Origin of the sequence: Parapedobacter koreensis (assembly GCF_900109365.1) — a bacterium.
GTDB classification, from domain to species: Bacteria; Bacteroidota; Bacteroidia; order Sphingobacteriales; family Sphingobacteriaceae; genus Parapedobacter; species Parapedobacter koreensis.
Map to the genome: position 1 here is coordinate 711,340 of NZ_FNZR01000003.1, position 15,230 is coordinate 726,569.

Annotated in this window: 11 protein-coding genes; 3 read left to right on the forward strand and 8 right to left on the reverse strand. The window is 49.2% G+C overall.

Features of this window, described 5'->3' with window-relative positions:
• Nucleotide 1: 1 nt before the first annotated feature.
• The 6 genes from BMW65_RS10880 to BMW65_RS10905 are packed head-to-tail and all read right to left on the reverse strand — an operon-like array spanning nucleotide 2 to nucleotide 7,074.
• Nucleotides 2-739, reverse strand: a complete 738-nt coding sequence (locus BMW65_RS10880; RefSeq protein WP_245747611.1) for a sulfite exporter TauE/SafE family protein — start codon at nucleotides 737-739, stop codon at nucleotides 2-4.
• Nucleotides 740-749: 10 nt separating this feature from the next.
• A complete protein-coding gene (locus BMW65_RS10885; protein ID WP_090605253.1) occupies nucleotides 750-1,418 on the reverse strand; it encodes an HAD family hydrolase in 669 nt (222 codons plus the stop codon).
• A 28-nt stretch (nucleotides 1,419-1,446) separates the two neighbouring features.
• Nucleotides 1,447-3,573: a multicopper oxidase domain-containing protein gene (locus BMW65_RS10890; protein WP_090605254.1), complete on the reverse strand. Its 2,127-nt coding sequence runs from the start codon at nucleotides 3,571-3,573 to the stop codon at nucleotides 1,447-1,449.
• Nucleotides 3,570-4,397: a DUF3347 domain-containing protein gene (locus BMW65_RS10895; protein ID WP_090605256.1), complete on the reverse strand. Its 828-nt coding sequence runs from the start codon at nucleotides 4,395-4,397 to the stop codon at nucleotides 3,570-3,572. Before BMW65_RS10895 ends, BMW65_RS10890 begins: the two co-directional genes overlap by 4 nt.
• A gap of 13 nt (nucleotides 4,398-4,410) precedes the next feature.
• A complete protein-coding gene (locus tag BMW65_RS10900) occupies nucleotides 4,411-4,629 on the reverse strand; it encodes a heavy-metal-associated domain-containing protein (RefSeq protein ID WP_090605257.1) in 219 nt (72 codons plus the stop codon).
• Between the two features lie 21 nt (nucleotides 4,630-4,650).
• Nucleotides 4,651-7,074, reverse strand: coding sequence for a heavy metal translocating P-type ATPase (locus BMW65_RS10905; RefSeq protein WP_090605259.1), 2,424 nt, complete (start codon nucleotides 7,072-7,074; stop codon nucleotides 4,651-4,653).
• Nucleotides 7,075-7,300: 226 nt separating this feature from the next.
• On the opposite strand from BMW65_RS10905, the gene BMW65_RS10910 reads away from it, so the two are divergent.
• Nucleotides 7,301-10,138, forward strand: coding sequence for a M16 family metallopeptidase (locus BMW65_RS10910; RefSeq protein WP_245747612.1), 2,838 nt, complete (start codon nucleotides 7,301-7,303; stop codon nucleotides 10,136-10,138).
• Between the two features lie 71 nt (nucleotides 10,139-10,209).
• Here the strand turns inward: BMW65_RS10910 and BMW65_RS10915 are convergent, their stop codons facing one another.
• Together BMW65_RS10915 and fmt are read right to left on the reverse strand one after the other, a co-directional pair.
• Nucleotides 10,210-11,070: a sigma-70 family RNA polymerase sigma factor gene (locus BMW65_RS10915; RefSeq protein WP_090605261.1), complete on the reverse strand. Its 861-nt coding sequence runs from the start codon at nucleotides 11,068-11,070 to the stop codon at nucleotides 10,210-10,212.
• Between the two features lie 257 nt (nucleotides 11,071-11,327).
• Entirely contained in the window at nucleotides 11,328-12,266 is a 939-nt protein-coding gene (gene fmt / locus BMW65_RS10920) for a methionyl-tRNA formyltransferase (protein WP_090605262.1), read from the reverse strand.
• A 59-nt stretch (nucleotides 12,267-12,325) separates the two neighbouring features.
• Between fmt and BMW65_RS10925 the strand changes: the two genes are divergently transcribed.
• Together BMW65_RS10925 and BMW65_RS10930 are read left to right on the forward strand one after the other, a co-directional pair.
• Nucleotides 12,326-13,546 (forward strand): ABC transporter permease, encoded by a 1,221-nt coding sequence (locus BMW65_RS10925; protein WP_090605263.1) that lies wholly within the window; start codon nucleotides 12,326-12,328, stop codon nucleotides 13,544-13,546.
• A gap of 209 nt (nucleotides 13,547-13,755) precedes the next feature.
• Nucleotides 13,756-15,126, forward strand: coding sequence for a sigma-54-dependent transcriptional regulator (locus BMW65_RS10930; protein ID WP_090605264.1), 1,371 nt, complete (start codon nucleotides 13,756-13,758; stop codon nucleotides 15,124-15,126).
• Nucleotides 15,127-15,230 lie beyond the last annotated feature (104 nt).

The window sequence follows — 15,230 nt, forward strand, 5'->3', positions numbered from 1 at the left end:
GCTAAATCAATAAAACAAGCGTGGCGACCACCGTCAAGGCAATCATAAGTGTTCTGAATCGTTGTTCTGGTAGAATCTTGACCAGTTGGATACCGATGGTGCCGCCAAGGATGATGAAAGGCAGTGCGGTCAAATCAAGCAGAAAGCCTGAGACCGTGAGGTTATCCCATACGAAGGCTTGCAGCGGAATTTTTAAGTAATTTAACGTCATGATAAACCAGGCTCCAGTGGCGACGAAGGCAAATTTTGGCAAGCGCATGGCGAGTAGGTATACGGTCAGGATGGGGCCGGCGGCATTGCCAATCATGGTGGAGAACCCCAGCGCTAACCCAATAAATGGAGCGAACCAGCGCGATGCGGTGATATCTTCGAGTTTGTCGGTCCGGCTGGTGACATACATGGCTCCTATCCCTAATAAAATGCATCCAGCCATCATCACCCGGAAACCGGACTCGGGAACCTGATGTCCCAGTACCAGCGCGATCACCAAACCCAACAGCGCCCAGGGCATGGGCTTAAAGACGAGTGCGCGATGGAATTTCTTGCGGTAGTAGATAACGGCCAACAGATCGGCCATGCACAGCATCGGGAGCACAATGCCCGTGGAGTTCTTGGCACCAAACAGCAGTGCGAAAACAGGCACCGTGAGTGTGCCAATATTGGGGATGCCCGTCTTGGACATGCCGATAAGCGTCGCACAAAAGAAAAATAACGCCCAATCCGAAGTACTGTGAAGCAAATGGGACAGATCAGGCATGGCGCAGCGTTAGGAGCTGTTTTACCCGTTGGATGTCCACATCATAGTAATCGTTGATATAGTGCTGGCAAGGTGGAAGCTGCTCCCTGGTATGTGAGGTGAGCACCCCAACTACTTTGGCACCGGCGTTGATGGCGGCCGATACGCCCGAAAATGAATCTTCAAAAATAACGCAGTTTTCCGGCCGCACGCCGAGGTTGCTGGCTGACTTGAGGTATATCTGCGGATCGGGCTTATGCGCCGTCACGTCTTCGCTGGCCAAGATCGACTCCATTTGCGATTCAAAGCCCAATCCACCCATGATCAAATCAAGGTTGGCGCGCGGTGCCGATGTAGCCACCCCGGTATGGAACCCTTCAGCCTTAAGTGCGGCAAGAAATTCCAGAAATCCATTTATCGGTTTGACCTGCGTTTTGTAGATTTCGCGGAAAAGCCCTTCTTTCTCATTCTCCAGGCGGGTGAATTCATCGTCGGTAATGATACGTTTGAAGAAGTAGTTCATGATGTAGCTGTTGTGCTTGCCATACATGTGGTCTTCAAATTCCTGCTCGGTATAGGAAACGTTGTACTTATCGAAAAACTGTTTAAATGCTTCTGTGTGATAAGGGTTGGTATGGGCGATGACTCCATCCATGTCAAAAATGACTGCGTATTTTTCCATGGTGCAAAGATAGCGCTTTTATCGTGGTTCAATACATAAATGTAAGCCCGCCACCCCAGCCCATATCGCTGTCATAATGGCTGGAAAGCGCAAGGTATTTAGTGAGGATGTATTTGGCTCCAACTGTGTATTCCCGGTCGCTGTTATACATGCCGCGCAGCCTCAACCGTGCGGTGACGGGGATATCGTCGCGCTGGATTTGCAGGCGTACATAGCCATTGTGGTTTACGCGTAGGTCGGCCACGATAAACCACGGAAGGGTGTATTGCACACCGATGTGGAATGCGTCGCGGTCATCCTTCGTGTTGACTTGTCCAAACCAGTTATGGTCTGCATGCCCACCTTCGCGATACCGCCATTCCCATCCGGCAAAGGCTATCAGGAATTGGTTGCGATCGATATACCTGCCGAAGCGGGTATCTACCTCATAACCTCGGCGGTTGTTAGGGCCCAGGTGCCAATCAGTCTGCCAAGCCCACCGGGTGTTTTCCAACGCAACGTCGCCGTCGCTGGCATTACTTTCGATACTGATCTCCGCACCCAGGTAAAAGCGCCGATCATCGGCGTACACGATACGCAGTGCCCGCTCGGGATTGGGGATTTGCGGATTCGGGGGCGAATCTTCATAGCTGAAAATCCGCCCCATGCCACTCATCATATGATAAAGGATATGACAGTGGAAAAACCAGTCGCCATACGCCTCATCGGCATGTAATTCGAGCGTATCGGTCTCCATGGGCATGATGTCCAGTACGTTTTTCAGCGGGGCATGGTCGCCCTGACCATTGACGACACGGAAGAAATGGCCATGTAGGTGCATTGGATGGCGCATCATGGAATTGTTGGTCAGGACGATGCGGATATTTTCCCCTTTTCGGATAAGGATTTTGTCACTTTCGGAGACGGTCTTGTTGTCCATGGTCCACACGTACCGATTCATGTTGCCGGTAAGTTCAAAGTGGAGCGTACGAAATGGCTTGTTGGGCAATGTGGTCGGAGAAGGGGATCGCAGCATGGCATAGTTTAGCGTCAGTGGTTGCGTACCTTCGGGGTACATCACGGCATTCATGTCCATTTGCTGCAGGCTCATGTTCATGCCCATGTCCTTCATGTTGCCGCCCACGGTCATCATGCCGTTCATCATCTTCATTCCTTCGAAATAGTCTAACCGGCCAAGGGGCTGCTTGAGTTGCTTCACGCCGTCGCCCAACCATAGGGAAGCTTGGCCCATACGGTCTTCGGACGTGGCCACCAATTCGTAGGCGGTACCATCTGCGGGAACGGAAACCTCCACGTCATAGGTTTCAGACACACCGATGATAAGTCGGTCTACGGTGACGGGTTCGACATCCGCACCATCCGAAGCCACCACCGTTATCGGCCCGCCCGCATAGGTAAGCCAGAAATAGGTGGACGAACTGCCATTGATGATTCTTACCCGTACCTTGTCGCCTTTGCGGTACTTGGCCTGCTGTGCAGTCCGGCCGTTCACGAGGAAACGTTCGTAGTAGACATCGCTCACGTCCATGGCATGCATCCGTTTCCATTCGTTAGCCAGTTTGGTGCCGAAATGCCCGGATAGCAATCCTTCGCCGTAGTTTTGAGTGGCTCGTTTCTGGATACCATACCAATCCGTGGCGCGGTGCAGTGATCGCTCAATCTGGTGTGGATTTTCATCGCTCCAGTCACTCAGCAGCATCACTTCCTCGTTTGCCGTTTGCTCTCCCCGTTTATGAATGATGAAAGCACCATACATACCCACTTGTTCCTGTAGCATCGTGTGTGAATGGTACCAGTAAGTGCCGCTCTGGCGGATGGGAAACCGATAGATGTGTGTGCTCATTGGCAGAATAGGGGCGGTGGTGAGATACGGCACACCATCCTGTTCGTTGGGGAGAAGCAACCCATGCCAGTGGATGGATGTCTCGTGGTGCATGTGGTTGTGCACATGGATTTCGGCAGTGTCCCCTTCGGTAAAATGGAGGGCAGGGGCAGGCAGTTGCCCATTGATGGCAATCGCCTTTCGGGGTTTGCCGGTATAGTTGACCACCGTATCCGTAATACTCAAGTCATACCGCACCGTGCGTTGCGCAAATGCGGTAGAAGCGCTTGCCAGCAGTAGCGTTAGGTAACCGATATGGCGGAGTACCTTCATTCGTGCTGGTGACTTTCCGAAGCGCCTGCGCCGATGGTTTCCACGACGCTACCGCAGGTAAGCATCATGTCGCCATAATACGGGTTGCGGATGGCTTTTTCAGGGCTCAACCAGTTGGCGCCTTTCCCTTGGTTGTACATGGGGCAGTGCTGATAATATACGCTATCGGATGGGAGATTGGCTTTGGTCAGCGTATACATGCTCTCGGAGAGCGTAGCGAACTTCGCCCGCTGGTCCGCAATGGATTTTGCCTTGCCGACCTCCGCCGTCAAGGACGATGTCTTCTTTGCTTCAGGGGTGGAAATACCTTCCAATTGCTTTGCCAACGCCTTGGTAAGCGCAGGCACCTCGCTAGGTTTGTTTGCCACCAGCGCATCCTTCAAGGCAAAATAGGCTTGAAGCACCCCATCTATGGGCTTTGCCATGCCGGTAGACCCGTGTGCATGTGATTCAGTCGAAGGTTGGTTGCCTGCGAGCGCTGCGGCCTGTGGCGCGCGTGCATACTGGCAGCAGGTTTCCAGCTCTGCGTAGGCTTCCGCTGGAGCAAGGTAGCGTTCATTGTCATAACCGGCATAGGCCACCCGCTTCAGTACGTCATCAGGCGTGGTAACGGCCGGATCGTAGGTGATAGTGGCCATCTGGGTATCGCCATCCCAGGATACGGCCGCTTCGCCTTTTTTGGAACCGCTGTTTTCGATGGTTTTTTTGCACAGACCACAGTTGCCGGCGATGCGGACACTCACGGTCTGTGTAGGAGATACCTGCGCTGCCTGTACCAGTACGCTTGCAAAAAGCAATACCGTTGATAATCCAATTTTATTCATGATAGCCAACGATTTATACAGTTAACGATTCCGCTTTGAATCCGGCTTTGCCGACCGCCGCGATGATGGTTTCTTTGGTAGCGGCATTAGCGTCTACGGTCAGTATCTTATTGGGGTTGTCGATGTCTACCTGCCATTTCCCTTCGCCGACGGCTTGATTGAGTGATGGCGTCACAGCTGCCAGGCAGCCTCCACAATGGATGGTCGTTTTGAATTTGAGTTGCTCGTTCATTTTGTTATGTATTTTGTGTTTTTATTTCCATTTGAGCCGCAGGCTGTTGCCCACCACGCTTACGCTGCTGAGTGCCATGGCAGCCCCGGCAATCATCGGATCCAGTAGAAAGCCATTGATTGGATAAAGCAATCCCGCAGCTATGGGGATGCCGATGATATTATAGATAAACGCCCAGAAAAGATTTTGTTTGATAGCAGCCACCGTTTTCCGCGAAAGCTGGATCGCTTGCGATACCTTGGTCAGATCGCTGGAAATAATGGTCATCTTGGCCACATCCATGGCAATGTCGCTTCCCTTGCCCATGGCAATGCTTACATCGGACTGGGCAAGGGCATTGCTGTCGTTGATGCCATCGCCTACCATGCCAACTACCTTGCCCTGGGTTTGCAAATCCTTGATGAAATCTGCTTTTTGTGCGGGTAAGACATTTGCCCGATAATGCAAAATGCCGGTTTGTTTGGCCACGGCCTGTGCGGTTTGTTCATTATCACCGGTCAGCATATATACGTCCACGCCTGCGGATTGCAGGCGACTGATGGCTTCCACAGACGTGGGTTTTATTTTGTCGGCGATGGCAATGGCGGCTAATAACGCCGTTTCGTCCGCGAAATGGATAACGGTATGGGCCAGTTCCAACTGTTTCCCTATCCATAGCTTGGCTTCTTCGCCAATGGCTATTCCTCGGTCTTGCAGCAGTACCGCATTGCCAATGAGGTAATTTTTTCCGGCATAGGTACCCTGTATCCCTTGTCCGGAGATGTTTGTTATCTCCAAGCCTTGGAGGAATATGGAGTCACCATGCAGTGCATTCACCACAGCGTCAGCCAGGGGATGTTCAGATGATTTTTCGATACTGTATAGGATATTGCGCAGTTCGTCAGTTTCCAAGGTAAACCAATGCTGTGCCACTACTTCCGGTTTGCCCTCGGTAATGGTGCCGGTCTTATCAAGGATGATGGTATTAAGTTTTTTTGCCCGTTCGAGGCTTTCGGCATCCTTGATGAGGATGCCCTGCTCGGCGCCTTTGCCAATACCGACCATGATCGCCGTAGGCGTGGCCAGTCCCAATGCGCAGGGGCAGGCGATGACCAGCACGGTAACCAGGGCCAACAGGCCATGCGTGAAACCTTCCTGACCATCAAATACCAGCCACAGTACCAGACTTAGGATGGCAATGCCGATAACGATGGGTACGAATATACCAGCAATCTTGTCGACCAACTTCTGCACGGGTGCCTTGCTGCCTTGTGCATCCTGCACCAACTTGATGATTTGCCCAAGGAGCGTTTCGCTACCTATTTTCTCGGCCTTGAACTGAAAGCTGCCTTTTTGGTTGATGGTGCCAGCAAAAACAGGAGAACCCGTTTGCTTCGCTACAGGGACAGGCTCACCACTGATCATGCTTTCATCTACGTAGGAACTGCCGGAGACCAACATACCGTCTACGGCTACTTTTTCACCGGGCTTCACCAACAAGATGTCGCCCACCTTTACCTTGGCAACAGGCATTTCCACCTGATGACCGCCGTGGTGCACCACCGTCACGGTTTTGGGCTGCAGTCCCATCAGCTTCTTGATGGCCGATGAGGTGTTGCCCTTTGCCCGTTCTTCCAATAGCTTGCCCAAGAGGATAAAAGCGATGACGACACCCGCCGTTTCAAAATACGTGTGGGCATGCAAACCACGGCTGTGCCAGAAATCGGGAAACAGGGTGTTGAACACACTAAAGAGGTAAGCCACCCCTGTACTCAGTGCAACCAAGGTATCCATGTTTGCCGAGCGGTGTCTGGCCTGTTTGTAAGCTCCGATGAAAAACTGGCGGCCAAAGACGAAGATAATGGGTGCAGCAAGCAAACCCATGGCGTAATTGGCCCATCCTTGGCTCATCAAACCGGGTATCATACCTATGATGACCAAAGGAATAGCCAGCGCGATGGCGCTGACGGTGCGCCGCTTAAGGGATTTAAAATGTGACTGTCGCATCGCATCCAATGAGTCTGCTGCTTCCTCGGTTTCTTCTACCATTAGATCGTAGCCGATGGACTGCACGGCTGCCTTTAGCTGCTGGGCGTCGGTAATGCCGGGTATGTACTCCACTTGCGCGGTGGCATTGGCGTAGTTTACCGCGGCGGCAATCACGCCGGGCTGGGCTACAAGGATAGTTTCGGTGCTGTTGGCACAGGAAGCGCATGACAAATTGAGTACGGGAAACGATTTTTTCACCGTGGGCACGCCGTATCCAAGATCGCGGATCTTCTTTACCGCCTGCGGTACGGTGGTGGTTGCATCGGCGGCAGTGATGGCCGCGCGTTTATTGTTGAGCTCCACATGGTGGTGACCAATCCCCGGCAGTTCGGCCAAGCCCTTGTCTACGATTAGCGCACAATGCTCGCTATCTACGTTTTCAAGCGGTAAATATATGATATCGTCTGAGCGTTCCATGATGCTATGCTTTACAAGGACAAATATCGGTATAACGGGAAAGGGAATGTTTACACAATGGTGGGAAATGTTTATACTTTATGGGTATCATTGCCAATCATTGAAACCCTTACGGCAAACGATTAACACTATTTAACAAACAACGCAGCAAAAAATAATGTTACATTTGACCGCTGGCCCTGTTGTATCAAGCAGGTACAGCATCCGTTACACTAAATATTAACTTATGTTATTCAACCAACGATTTACCTATGCAATGGTTGCTTCATTGCTTTTTTTATCATTATCTCAAGCATCAGCCAGGTATCGGGATTTGCTCCCGGATAGCTTACGACTGACCGATACGCTGCCCATGGACAGCGGCGTAGTCCGCGGAAAGCTTCCCAATGGCCTGGTATATTATATACGGCATAATGAGGAACCGAAAGACCGTGTGGTCATGTATTTGGCCACCAAGGTGGGATCAATACTGGAAAATGAAAACGAAAAGGGCTTGGCCCACTTTCTGGAGCATATGCAATTCAACGGAACCAAGCATTTTCCCAAGAACGAATTGGTGGACTACCTACAGCGGGCGGGGGTGCGGTTCGGATCGGACCTGAATGCGTACACCTCATTTGACGAAACGGTATACCAGCTGCCCATTCCTTCGGATGACCCCGAATTGCTTAAAAATGGCTTACAGGTAATGCGTGATTGGGCGCAGGATGCCCTGCTCGACGGGGAAGAAATAGACAAGGAACGGGGCGTGGTGCTCAATGAAATGCTAGGGGGGAGGGGTGCGCAGCAACGCATGCGCGACCAGTATTTCCCCATGATTCTCAACCACTCGCGCTATGCCGAGCGCCTGCCCATCGGTACGAAGGAAATCATCGAGGGTTTTGACCATGAGACGTTGCGGGCGTTTCACCGTAAATGGTACCGGCCAAACCTACAGGCACTCATCGTTGTAGGAGACATTGATGTATCGGCCATGGAAGCTCAGCTTAAACCACTGTTTGGCGACCTTAAGAATCCCGTTGATGAGCCTGTGCGTGATGAATATAGCGTCCCGCTCCAAGGCGGTAATCAATTCATGGCAGTGACAGATCCGGAAATGCCCCAGACCGTGGTGCAGGTCATCGTCAAACATCCCGAGGCCGAGGTGAAAACGGTGGGTGACTACCGGATGCAACTCGTCAAATCGCTTTTCAACCAGATGGCGGGTGCGCGCTTTGCGGAGCTCACGAGACAGGCCGACCCGCCGTTTATCCAGGGTGGTGGAAGTATCGGCGGATTCCTGCGGGGGTTGGATGCGTTTACGATGTATTTTGCTTCCAAACCGGGTGAGATCAAGCGGGGTTTTGAGGCGGTGGTGACCGAGTTTGAGCGCATCAAGCGGCATGGTTTTACATCTACTGAACTGGAACGGGCCAAAAGCAATTTCCTGACCAGTGTGGAATCGGCTTATGCCGAACGCGATAAACGTAAATCAGAGAGCTATGTGGATAGCTACCTCAATCATTTCCTGGAAGGAGAAAACGTACTAAGCAACGACGATCGGTATCGCCTGGGCAAGCAACTTATCGGCACCATCACCCTGGAAGAAGTGAATGCCTTGGGGACACAATATTACGTAGATAGCAACCGGGATGTGCTTATCATGGCTCCGGATAAAGATAAGGCTGGCCTGCCGGATGAAAATACGGTAAATGGATGGTTTGATGAGCTAAAAGCATTGGATATTACGGCTTACGATGACAATATACAGGATGAGCCACTGTTGGAGCAGCAACCCCAAGCCGGAACCGTGATAAATCGGACAGAACGGCCTGAACTGGGCACCACCGAACTCACACTGAGCAACGGTGTGAAAGTTGTGCTGAAACCGACAGATTTCAAAAATGATGAAATCAATATCGCGGCATTCAGCCCCGGGGGGACAGCTTTGTACAACGATACCGACTTCCTCTCTGCAACCTATGCAGCTACCGTAGTGGGTGGAAGTGGCCTCGGGCCATATGATGCTACGCAACTGACGAAATACCTCAGCGGCAAGAAAGTGTCGGTAAGACCTTATATTTCCGAACGCAACGAAGGCTTCAATGCCTCAAGTGGCAAAAAAGACTTGCAAACCACTTTTGAACTAATCTATGCTTACTTCGTTGCGCCCCGGTTGGATATGGAGGTGTTTCAGGGCTATATGCAACGCATAAAAGCTTCGCTGGCCAACAGGCTGGATGATCCGGATGCCGTATTTGCCGACACGATCAACGCGGTGTTGTACAACAACAATATCCGGCGCACCAGCCTGACCGTGGAGCAGGTTGATCTGATTAATCCTCAGCGGGCCTATGATATTTATAAAGCGCGTTTTGCGGATGCTTCCGACTTCACGGTGACCATCGTAGGTAGCTTTACGGAGCCTGAAATCACCCCTTTGATACTGCAATACCTCGGAGGTTTACCCGCTGCGGGCCGGAAAGAGCAAGCACCTGACTTGGGCATATACCCTCCGGAGAAGGGCCTGCAACGTACGGTTTACCGGGGTAAAGAACAGAAATCGAGCGTAAGGTTGTACTATTTCGGAAATTACGACTACTCCGAGGATGAAAACATGCAAATGGATGCCTTGGAGAGTATCCTCAACATCAAATTGATCGAACGGCTCCGGGAAGCGGAGAGCGGTGTGTACGGTGTTTCTGCCAGTGCTTCTTATGCCAAGTCACCCCGCTATCGGTATTCCTTCGGAATAGCTTATGGTACCAGTCCGGACATGGTGGAACCCCTGATGGTTTCGGCATTCGAAGAAATCAACAAAATCAAGCAACAAGGGCCCGAGCAAACGGATATCGATAAGTTTATTAATGAACAGAAACGTGTATTGGAAGTACAGTTGCGGGAGAATAGTTTTTGGCTGGGACACTTGTCCGGTTCCTATCAGAACAACGAAGACCCGGCTTATATTTTAAATTACCTGGATAAGCTACGCAATGTGACGGTGGAAAGCGTAAAAACCGTGGCCAACAAGTATCTCGCGGAGGATCGCCTGTTTAAGTTTGTGCTGATGCCGGAAGTACAATGATCCGGAGGTATCAAAAAAAAGCGCCTTGTGTTTTCAGGGCGCTTTTCTATGACAATTGATAAAAAATTCAATTAGCCTAAATAGGATTTCAGTATCCGGCTACGGGATGTATGACGGAGACGTTGTAACGCTTTGTCTTTAATTTGACGTACACGTTCGCGTGTGAGGTTAAATTTCTCGCCTATTTCTTCCAATGACAATTGGTGGTTGGAACCGAGGCCGAAGAATAAGACAATGATCTCACGCTCCCGTTCGGTAAGGGTGGCCAATGACCGCTTAATCTCCTCAGAAAGTGATTCGTCAATCAAGGTGCTATCCGTATCCGGATCGGCATTTTCCAAAACATCAAGCAACGTGTTTTCTTCACCCTGGACAAACGGTGCATCCATGGATACATGGCGACCTGAATTACTCAGTGTATCAGAAACCTTATCTACCGTAGTCTCTAAAATATCTGCCAATTCCTCTGGTGATGGCTCCCGTTCATACTCCTGCTCCAGTTTGGAGAAGGCTTTGCTTATTTTGCTTAATGAACCCACCTGATTCAGCGGCAGACGCACGATACGTGATTGCTCTGCGATAGCCTGCAGGATGGATTGCCGAATCCACCAAACAGCATAAGAAATGAATTTAAATCCCTTGGTCTCGTCAAAACGTTTGGCCGCTTTGATCAGGCCGAGATTCCCTTCATTAATTAAATCACCAAGTGTAAGCCCTTGGTTTTGATATTGCTTGGCCACAGAGACCACAAAACGCAAATTCGTTTTCGTCAGTCGCTCCAAAGCCGCTTGATCACCTTCCCTGATTTTCTGAGCGAGAATGACCTCCTCTTCGGCTGTAATTAAGTCTACTTTACCAATTTCGTGCAAGTACTTGTCTAACGACTGCGACTCGCGGTTGGTAATGGATTGTGTAATTTTGAGCTGTCTCATTAACTTATTAAGTACCTTCCTTTCTAAAAAGTTTGCAAAAATACGATTTTTCTAATCATATAAACTGATTTTTTTGGAAAAAGTTGTCTGATTTAGAGGAAATTATCGGATTTTTTTTCACATAGTTAATGCACAAAAAGCGTTCCAATTAAATCATATAAGCGTGCTATGGATAAATACTTGTTTTCAGATAATATATTGAATACTAATTGTTTGTGGTGGGTGCAGTGTGTTTTTTAGACTTGTGTGTGGGTCAATTATGAGACAATTGTGACAGAGGAAGGGCGATATCCACGTAAAAAAGCGACAATATCCATTCTTTTTTTTCCGGCTATTTGAAGCTCCTGAATTGCAATATAGCCGTCAGGACATGCGAATTTCAAGAAGGAAACCCCGTCAGTAAGGTACGTTCCTGGCGTATGGGTGGTTGGTATGTTTTCCTTCATGGCCTTAAAAATCTTCAGCACTTTCCCGTCTAAGCTTGTGTAAGCGGTAGGATAGGGGCTCAGCCCCCGAATCAAGTTGTACACATCGTCAACAGGGCGGCTCCAATCAATCGCGCCATCTTCCTTAAAAATCTTGGGAGCATGTCTGAGCTCGGCATTTACGGGAATGGTATCCTGGGAAATGGGATGAACCTTGCCGCTGGCGATGGCTTTGACCGTCTTGACCAGCAGGTTGGCACCGATGACCATCAGCTTGTCATGGAGATCCCCGGCGGTGTCTTCCGGTGCAATGGATACCTTTTCCTGAAACAGCAGATGACCCGTATCGATTTCATGTTGTAAGCGGAACGTGCTGACTCCGCTTTCTACTTCGCCATTGATGATGGCGTGATTAATCGGGGCTGCCCCCCGGTATTGGGGCAGGAGGGAAGCATGGAGGTTAATGGTACCAAGCGGCGGCATAGCCCACACCGCCTCTGGCAACATCCGGAAGGCTACCACCACCTGTAAATCAGCCTTGAATGCGCTGAGTTCTGCCAGAAAGTCAGCGTCACGGAGCTTCACTGGCTGTAATACCGGTATCCCCCGGGCTACCGCATATTGTTTTACCACTGATTGCTGCAACTGTTGCCCCCTGCCCGCCGGTTTGTCCGGCGCTGTCACAACCGCCACAATGTCTTCTCCGGCTCCAAGCAGTGCTTCCAACGACGCTACGGCAAATTCGGGGGTACCCATAAATATGATGCGCATGGGATTATATTTTTGTAATTGTTTATCTTTGCAAAAGTACAAATTATATCGAGAGCGGTTTGAATTTCCCATATTTTTTAGCAAGGAGGGTTGCGGTCAGTGGCAAGCAGACGTTCTCGAAACTCATTGTACGCGTAGCTATCGGGGCAATCGCCTTGGGGGTCGCTGCCATGATGTTGGCAATAGCCGTGTTGAAAGGTTTTAAGGGCGAAGTGACGGCCAAGCAACGTGGTTTCTTTGGGGATATCTCTTTGAATAAATATGATCTGAATATTTCTTACGAACCGTCGCCATTCCGGCTTACTCATTCCGAGACCGAAGATTTGAAGGCGATACCCGGCGTATCATCTCTTCGATACTATGCCACCAAAGCTGGCATCATCAATGTCAATGATGAAGTGGAAGGCGTGTTGTTCAAAGGCATTGACGGCGCTTATGACCAGCGCTTTTTGATGGGTGTATTGGTGGATGGCTTACCTATTGATTTTGCAGATACCACCAAGGCTACAGGCCAAATCCTGATATCGCAATATACCGCAAATAGACTGCAATTGGCCGTGGGTGATGACTTTATCATGTATTTCATCCAAGAACCCGTCAGGCGGCGTAAATTCCAGATAGCGGGCATCTTTCACACCGGTGTTGAAGAACTGGATAAAACGTATGTGGTGGGTGCACTTTCTTTGATCCGAAGACTGAATGATTGGCAAGCAGATGAAGTAGGCGGCTATGAAGTGTCCATCGATGATTTTGGTAAATTACATGAGCTCACCGATGAAATCCAGGATCACCTGCCCATCCAAGTAGACGCGATTAGCGTGCGGGATCAGTTGCCGGAAATCTTTCAATGGCTGGATTTATTGGATGTCAATACCGTGATTATTTTGATCCTGATGATTGTGGTGGCTGTGGTAAACATGATATCGGCCTTGTTAATCATCATTCTGGAGCGCACGCCAATGATTGGCATTTTAAAGGCCCTGGGGTATACGGATGGTGGCATACGCAAAGTTTTTCTCTACCAAGCCGCTTACTTGGTAGGATTGGGGTTATTGATCGGAAATGTATTGGGTGGAGGTTTATATTTCTTTCAGTTGCAAACCCATTATTTCAAATTGGATGAGGCATCTTATTATGTGTCGTATATCCCCGTAAGCATCAGTTTCCTTGAAGCGCTTTTGCTGAATATTGGCATCATCATCGTTGCACTTGCAATCTTGTTGGTTCCTTCTTACCTCATTGGTAGAATCAGTCCGATAAAGGCCATCCAATTCCAGTAAACACGGATGGAAAGCGTATGCCGACGATGCGATAACGACATTTTTTTGCAACAAAAGCTATTAAATCCCAGAGATTATTCCGTTATTGCCTCGATAACTGAACGAGCCGCGTTTGATGATTTGCGACAGCAATCATCGATAAAATAAAATCGGGCTTTGACCGTTCGATATACGAAGACAAGACATTCAACTTTTTAATCATTTGCTCCATGGCCAATATTTTGTTGGTAGAAGACGATACCACGTTTGCCGCAATACTTGAAAATTTCTTGAAGAAAAAAGGTTTTGACGTAGTGGTAAAATATAGTGTGAAAGGTGGCATCGAAGCGCTTAAGAACAGCACATTTCATTTGATTTTACTGGATTACCGATTGGGGGACGGTATTGGCTTGGACGTGGTGGAGGCGCTCCAAGAACAAGGGAAGGTCATTCCTTCTATTATCATGACCAGTTTTAACGATGTACGGACTGCCGTAAAAGCAATTCGCCAAGGCGTTTTTGATTACATTACCAAACCTGTAAATCCCGATGAATTGCTGATGGTGGTGAATGAAGCACTTGAAGGCAAGTCAAACGAAAAAGAACATGCTTCGGCCCGTAAGCACAACCCCGGAATTGACGACAATACGAAAATGGATTTTGTGGAAGGTACCAGCGCAGCGGCACGAAAACTCCATGAATATATTGCCTTAGTGGCGCCAACGGATATGTCCGTACTCATCCGTGGTGAGAGCGGCACCGGAAAAGAATATGTAGCCCGCTCCGTCCATCGGCTGAGTACAAGGGCCGATAAACCATTTATTTCCATTGATTGTGGCACGCTTTCAAAAGAATTGGCTTCCAGTGAGCTTTTTGGCCATATTAAAGGATCGTTCACCGGAGCGTTGAACGATAAAACCGGCCAATTCGTGGAGGCTTCGGGAGGCACGCTCTTTTTGGATGAAATCGGCAATCTTTCTTATGACGTGCAGGTAAAGTTGCTTCGGGCGTTACAGGAAAAAGTAATACAACCCGTAGGAGCTAACAAAACCATCAATGTAGATGTCCGCGTCATCGCTGCGACAAATGAAGATCTCTTGGGATCAGGTAAGTTCAGGGAAGACTTGTATCACCGTATCAATGAATTTGAAATCATCGTTCCGTCGCTTCGCGATCGACGGGGCGATTTCCAGCAATTTGTCGATTTCTTTATTAAAAAAGCGAATGAAGAGCTCGGCAGGAACGTAGAAGAGCTATCCAGCGAGGTGACGGAAATCTTCCGTAATTATGACTGGCCGGGAAATCTTAGGGAATTGAAAAATGTGATAAAACGCATGGTATTGCTTTCACCGGGTGCTAAAGCTGAAGTAACGGCATTGCCCGAGGAAATGGTATTTGCCATCAAAAACCCTCCTGCCACGATTGAGCAAGCACCCTCTGCGGAAAACCCCGACCTTCGTTTGCACAGCGAAGCACATGAGCGCAAATTGATTCTGGATGTGCTCCAAAAGGCTAAATACAACAAAAGCAAAGCTGCCCAAATGCTTAATATAGACCGCAAAACATTATACAATAAGATGGAAAAATACGGAATCGAATAACCATCCGCTTATTGAATTATTCGCAATTATTCATTGAAATTATTGAATGAATTTCAATGAATAATTATTATTTTTGCAGCCAATTAAATAAGAAACCTTTCAAT

What these genes read in the sequence shown, in the direction of transcription:
- BMW65_RS10890 (WP_090605254.1), bottom strand. Translation starts at nt 3,573, where the DNA reads ATGAAGGTACTCCGCCATATCGGTTACCTAACGCTACTGCTGGCAAGC.
- BMW65_RS10905 (WP_090605259.1), bottom strand. Translation starts at nt 7,074, where the DNA reads ATGGAACGCTCAGACGATATCATATATTTACCGCTTGAAAACGTAGAT.
- fmt (WP_090605262.1), bottom strand. Translation starts at nt 12,266, where the DNA reads ATGCGCATCATATTTATGGGTACCCCCGAATTTGCCGTAGCGTCGTTG.
- BMW65_RS10900 (WP_090605257.1), bottom strand. Translation starts at nt 4,629, where the DNA reads ATGAACGAGCAACTCAAATTCAAAACGACCATCCATTGTGGAGGCTGC.
- BMW65_RS10915 (WP_090605261.1), bottom strand. Translation starts at nt 11,070, where the DNA reads ATGAGACAGCTCAAAATTACACAATCCATTACCAACCGCGAGTCGCAG.
- BMW65_RS10895 (WP_090605256.1), bottom strand. Translation starts at nt 4,397, where the DNA reads ATGAATAAAATTGGATTATCAACGGTATTGCTTTTTGCAAGCGTACTG.
- BMW65_RS10930 (WP_090605264.1), top strand. Translation starts at nt 13,756, where the DNA reads ATGGCCAATATTTTGTTGGTAGAAGACGATACCACGTTTGCCGCAATA.
- BMW65_RS10910 (WP_245747612.1), top strand. Translation starts at nt 7,301, where the DNA reads ATGTTATTCAACCAACGATTTACCTATGCAATGGTTGCTTCATTGCTT.
- BMW65_RS10885 (WP_090605253.1), bottom strand. Translation starts at nt 1,418, where the DNA reads ATGGAAAAATACGCAGTCATTTTTGACATGGATGGAGTCATCGCCCAT.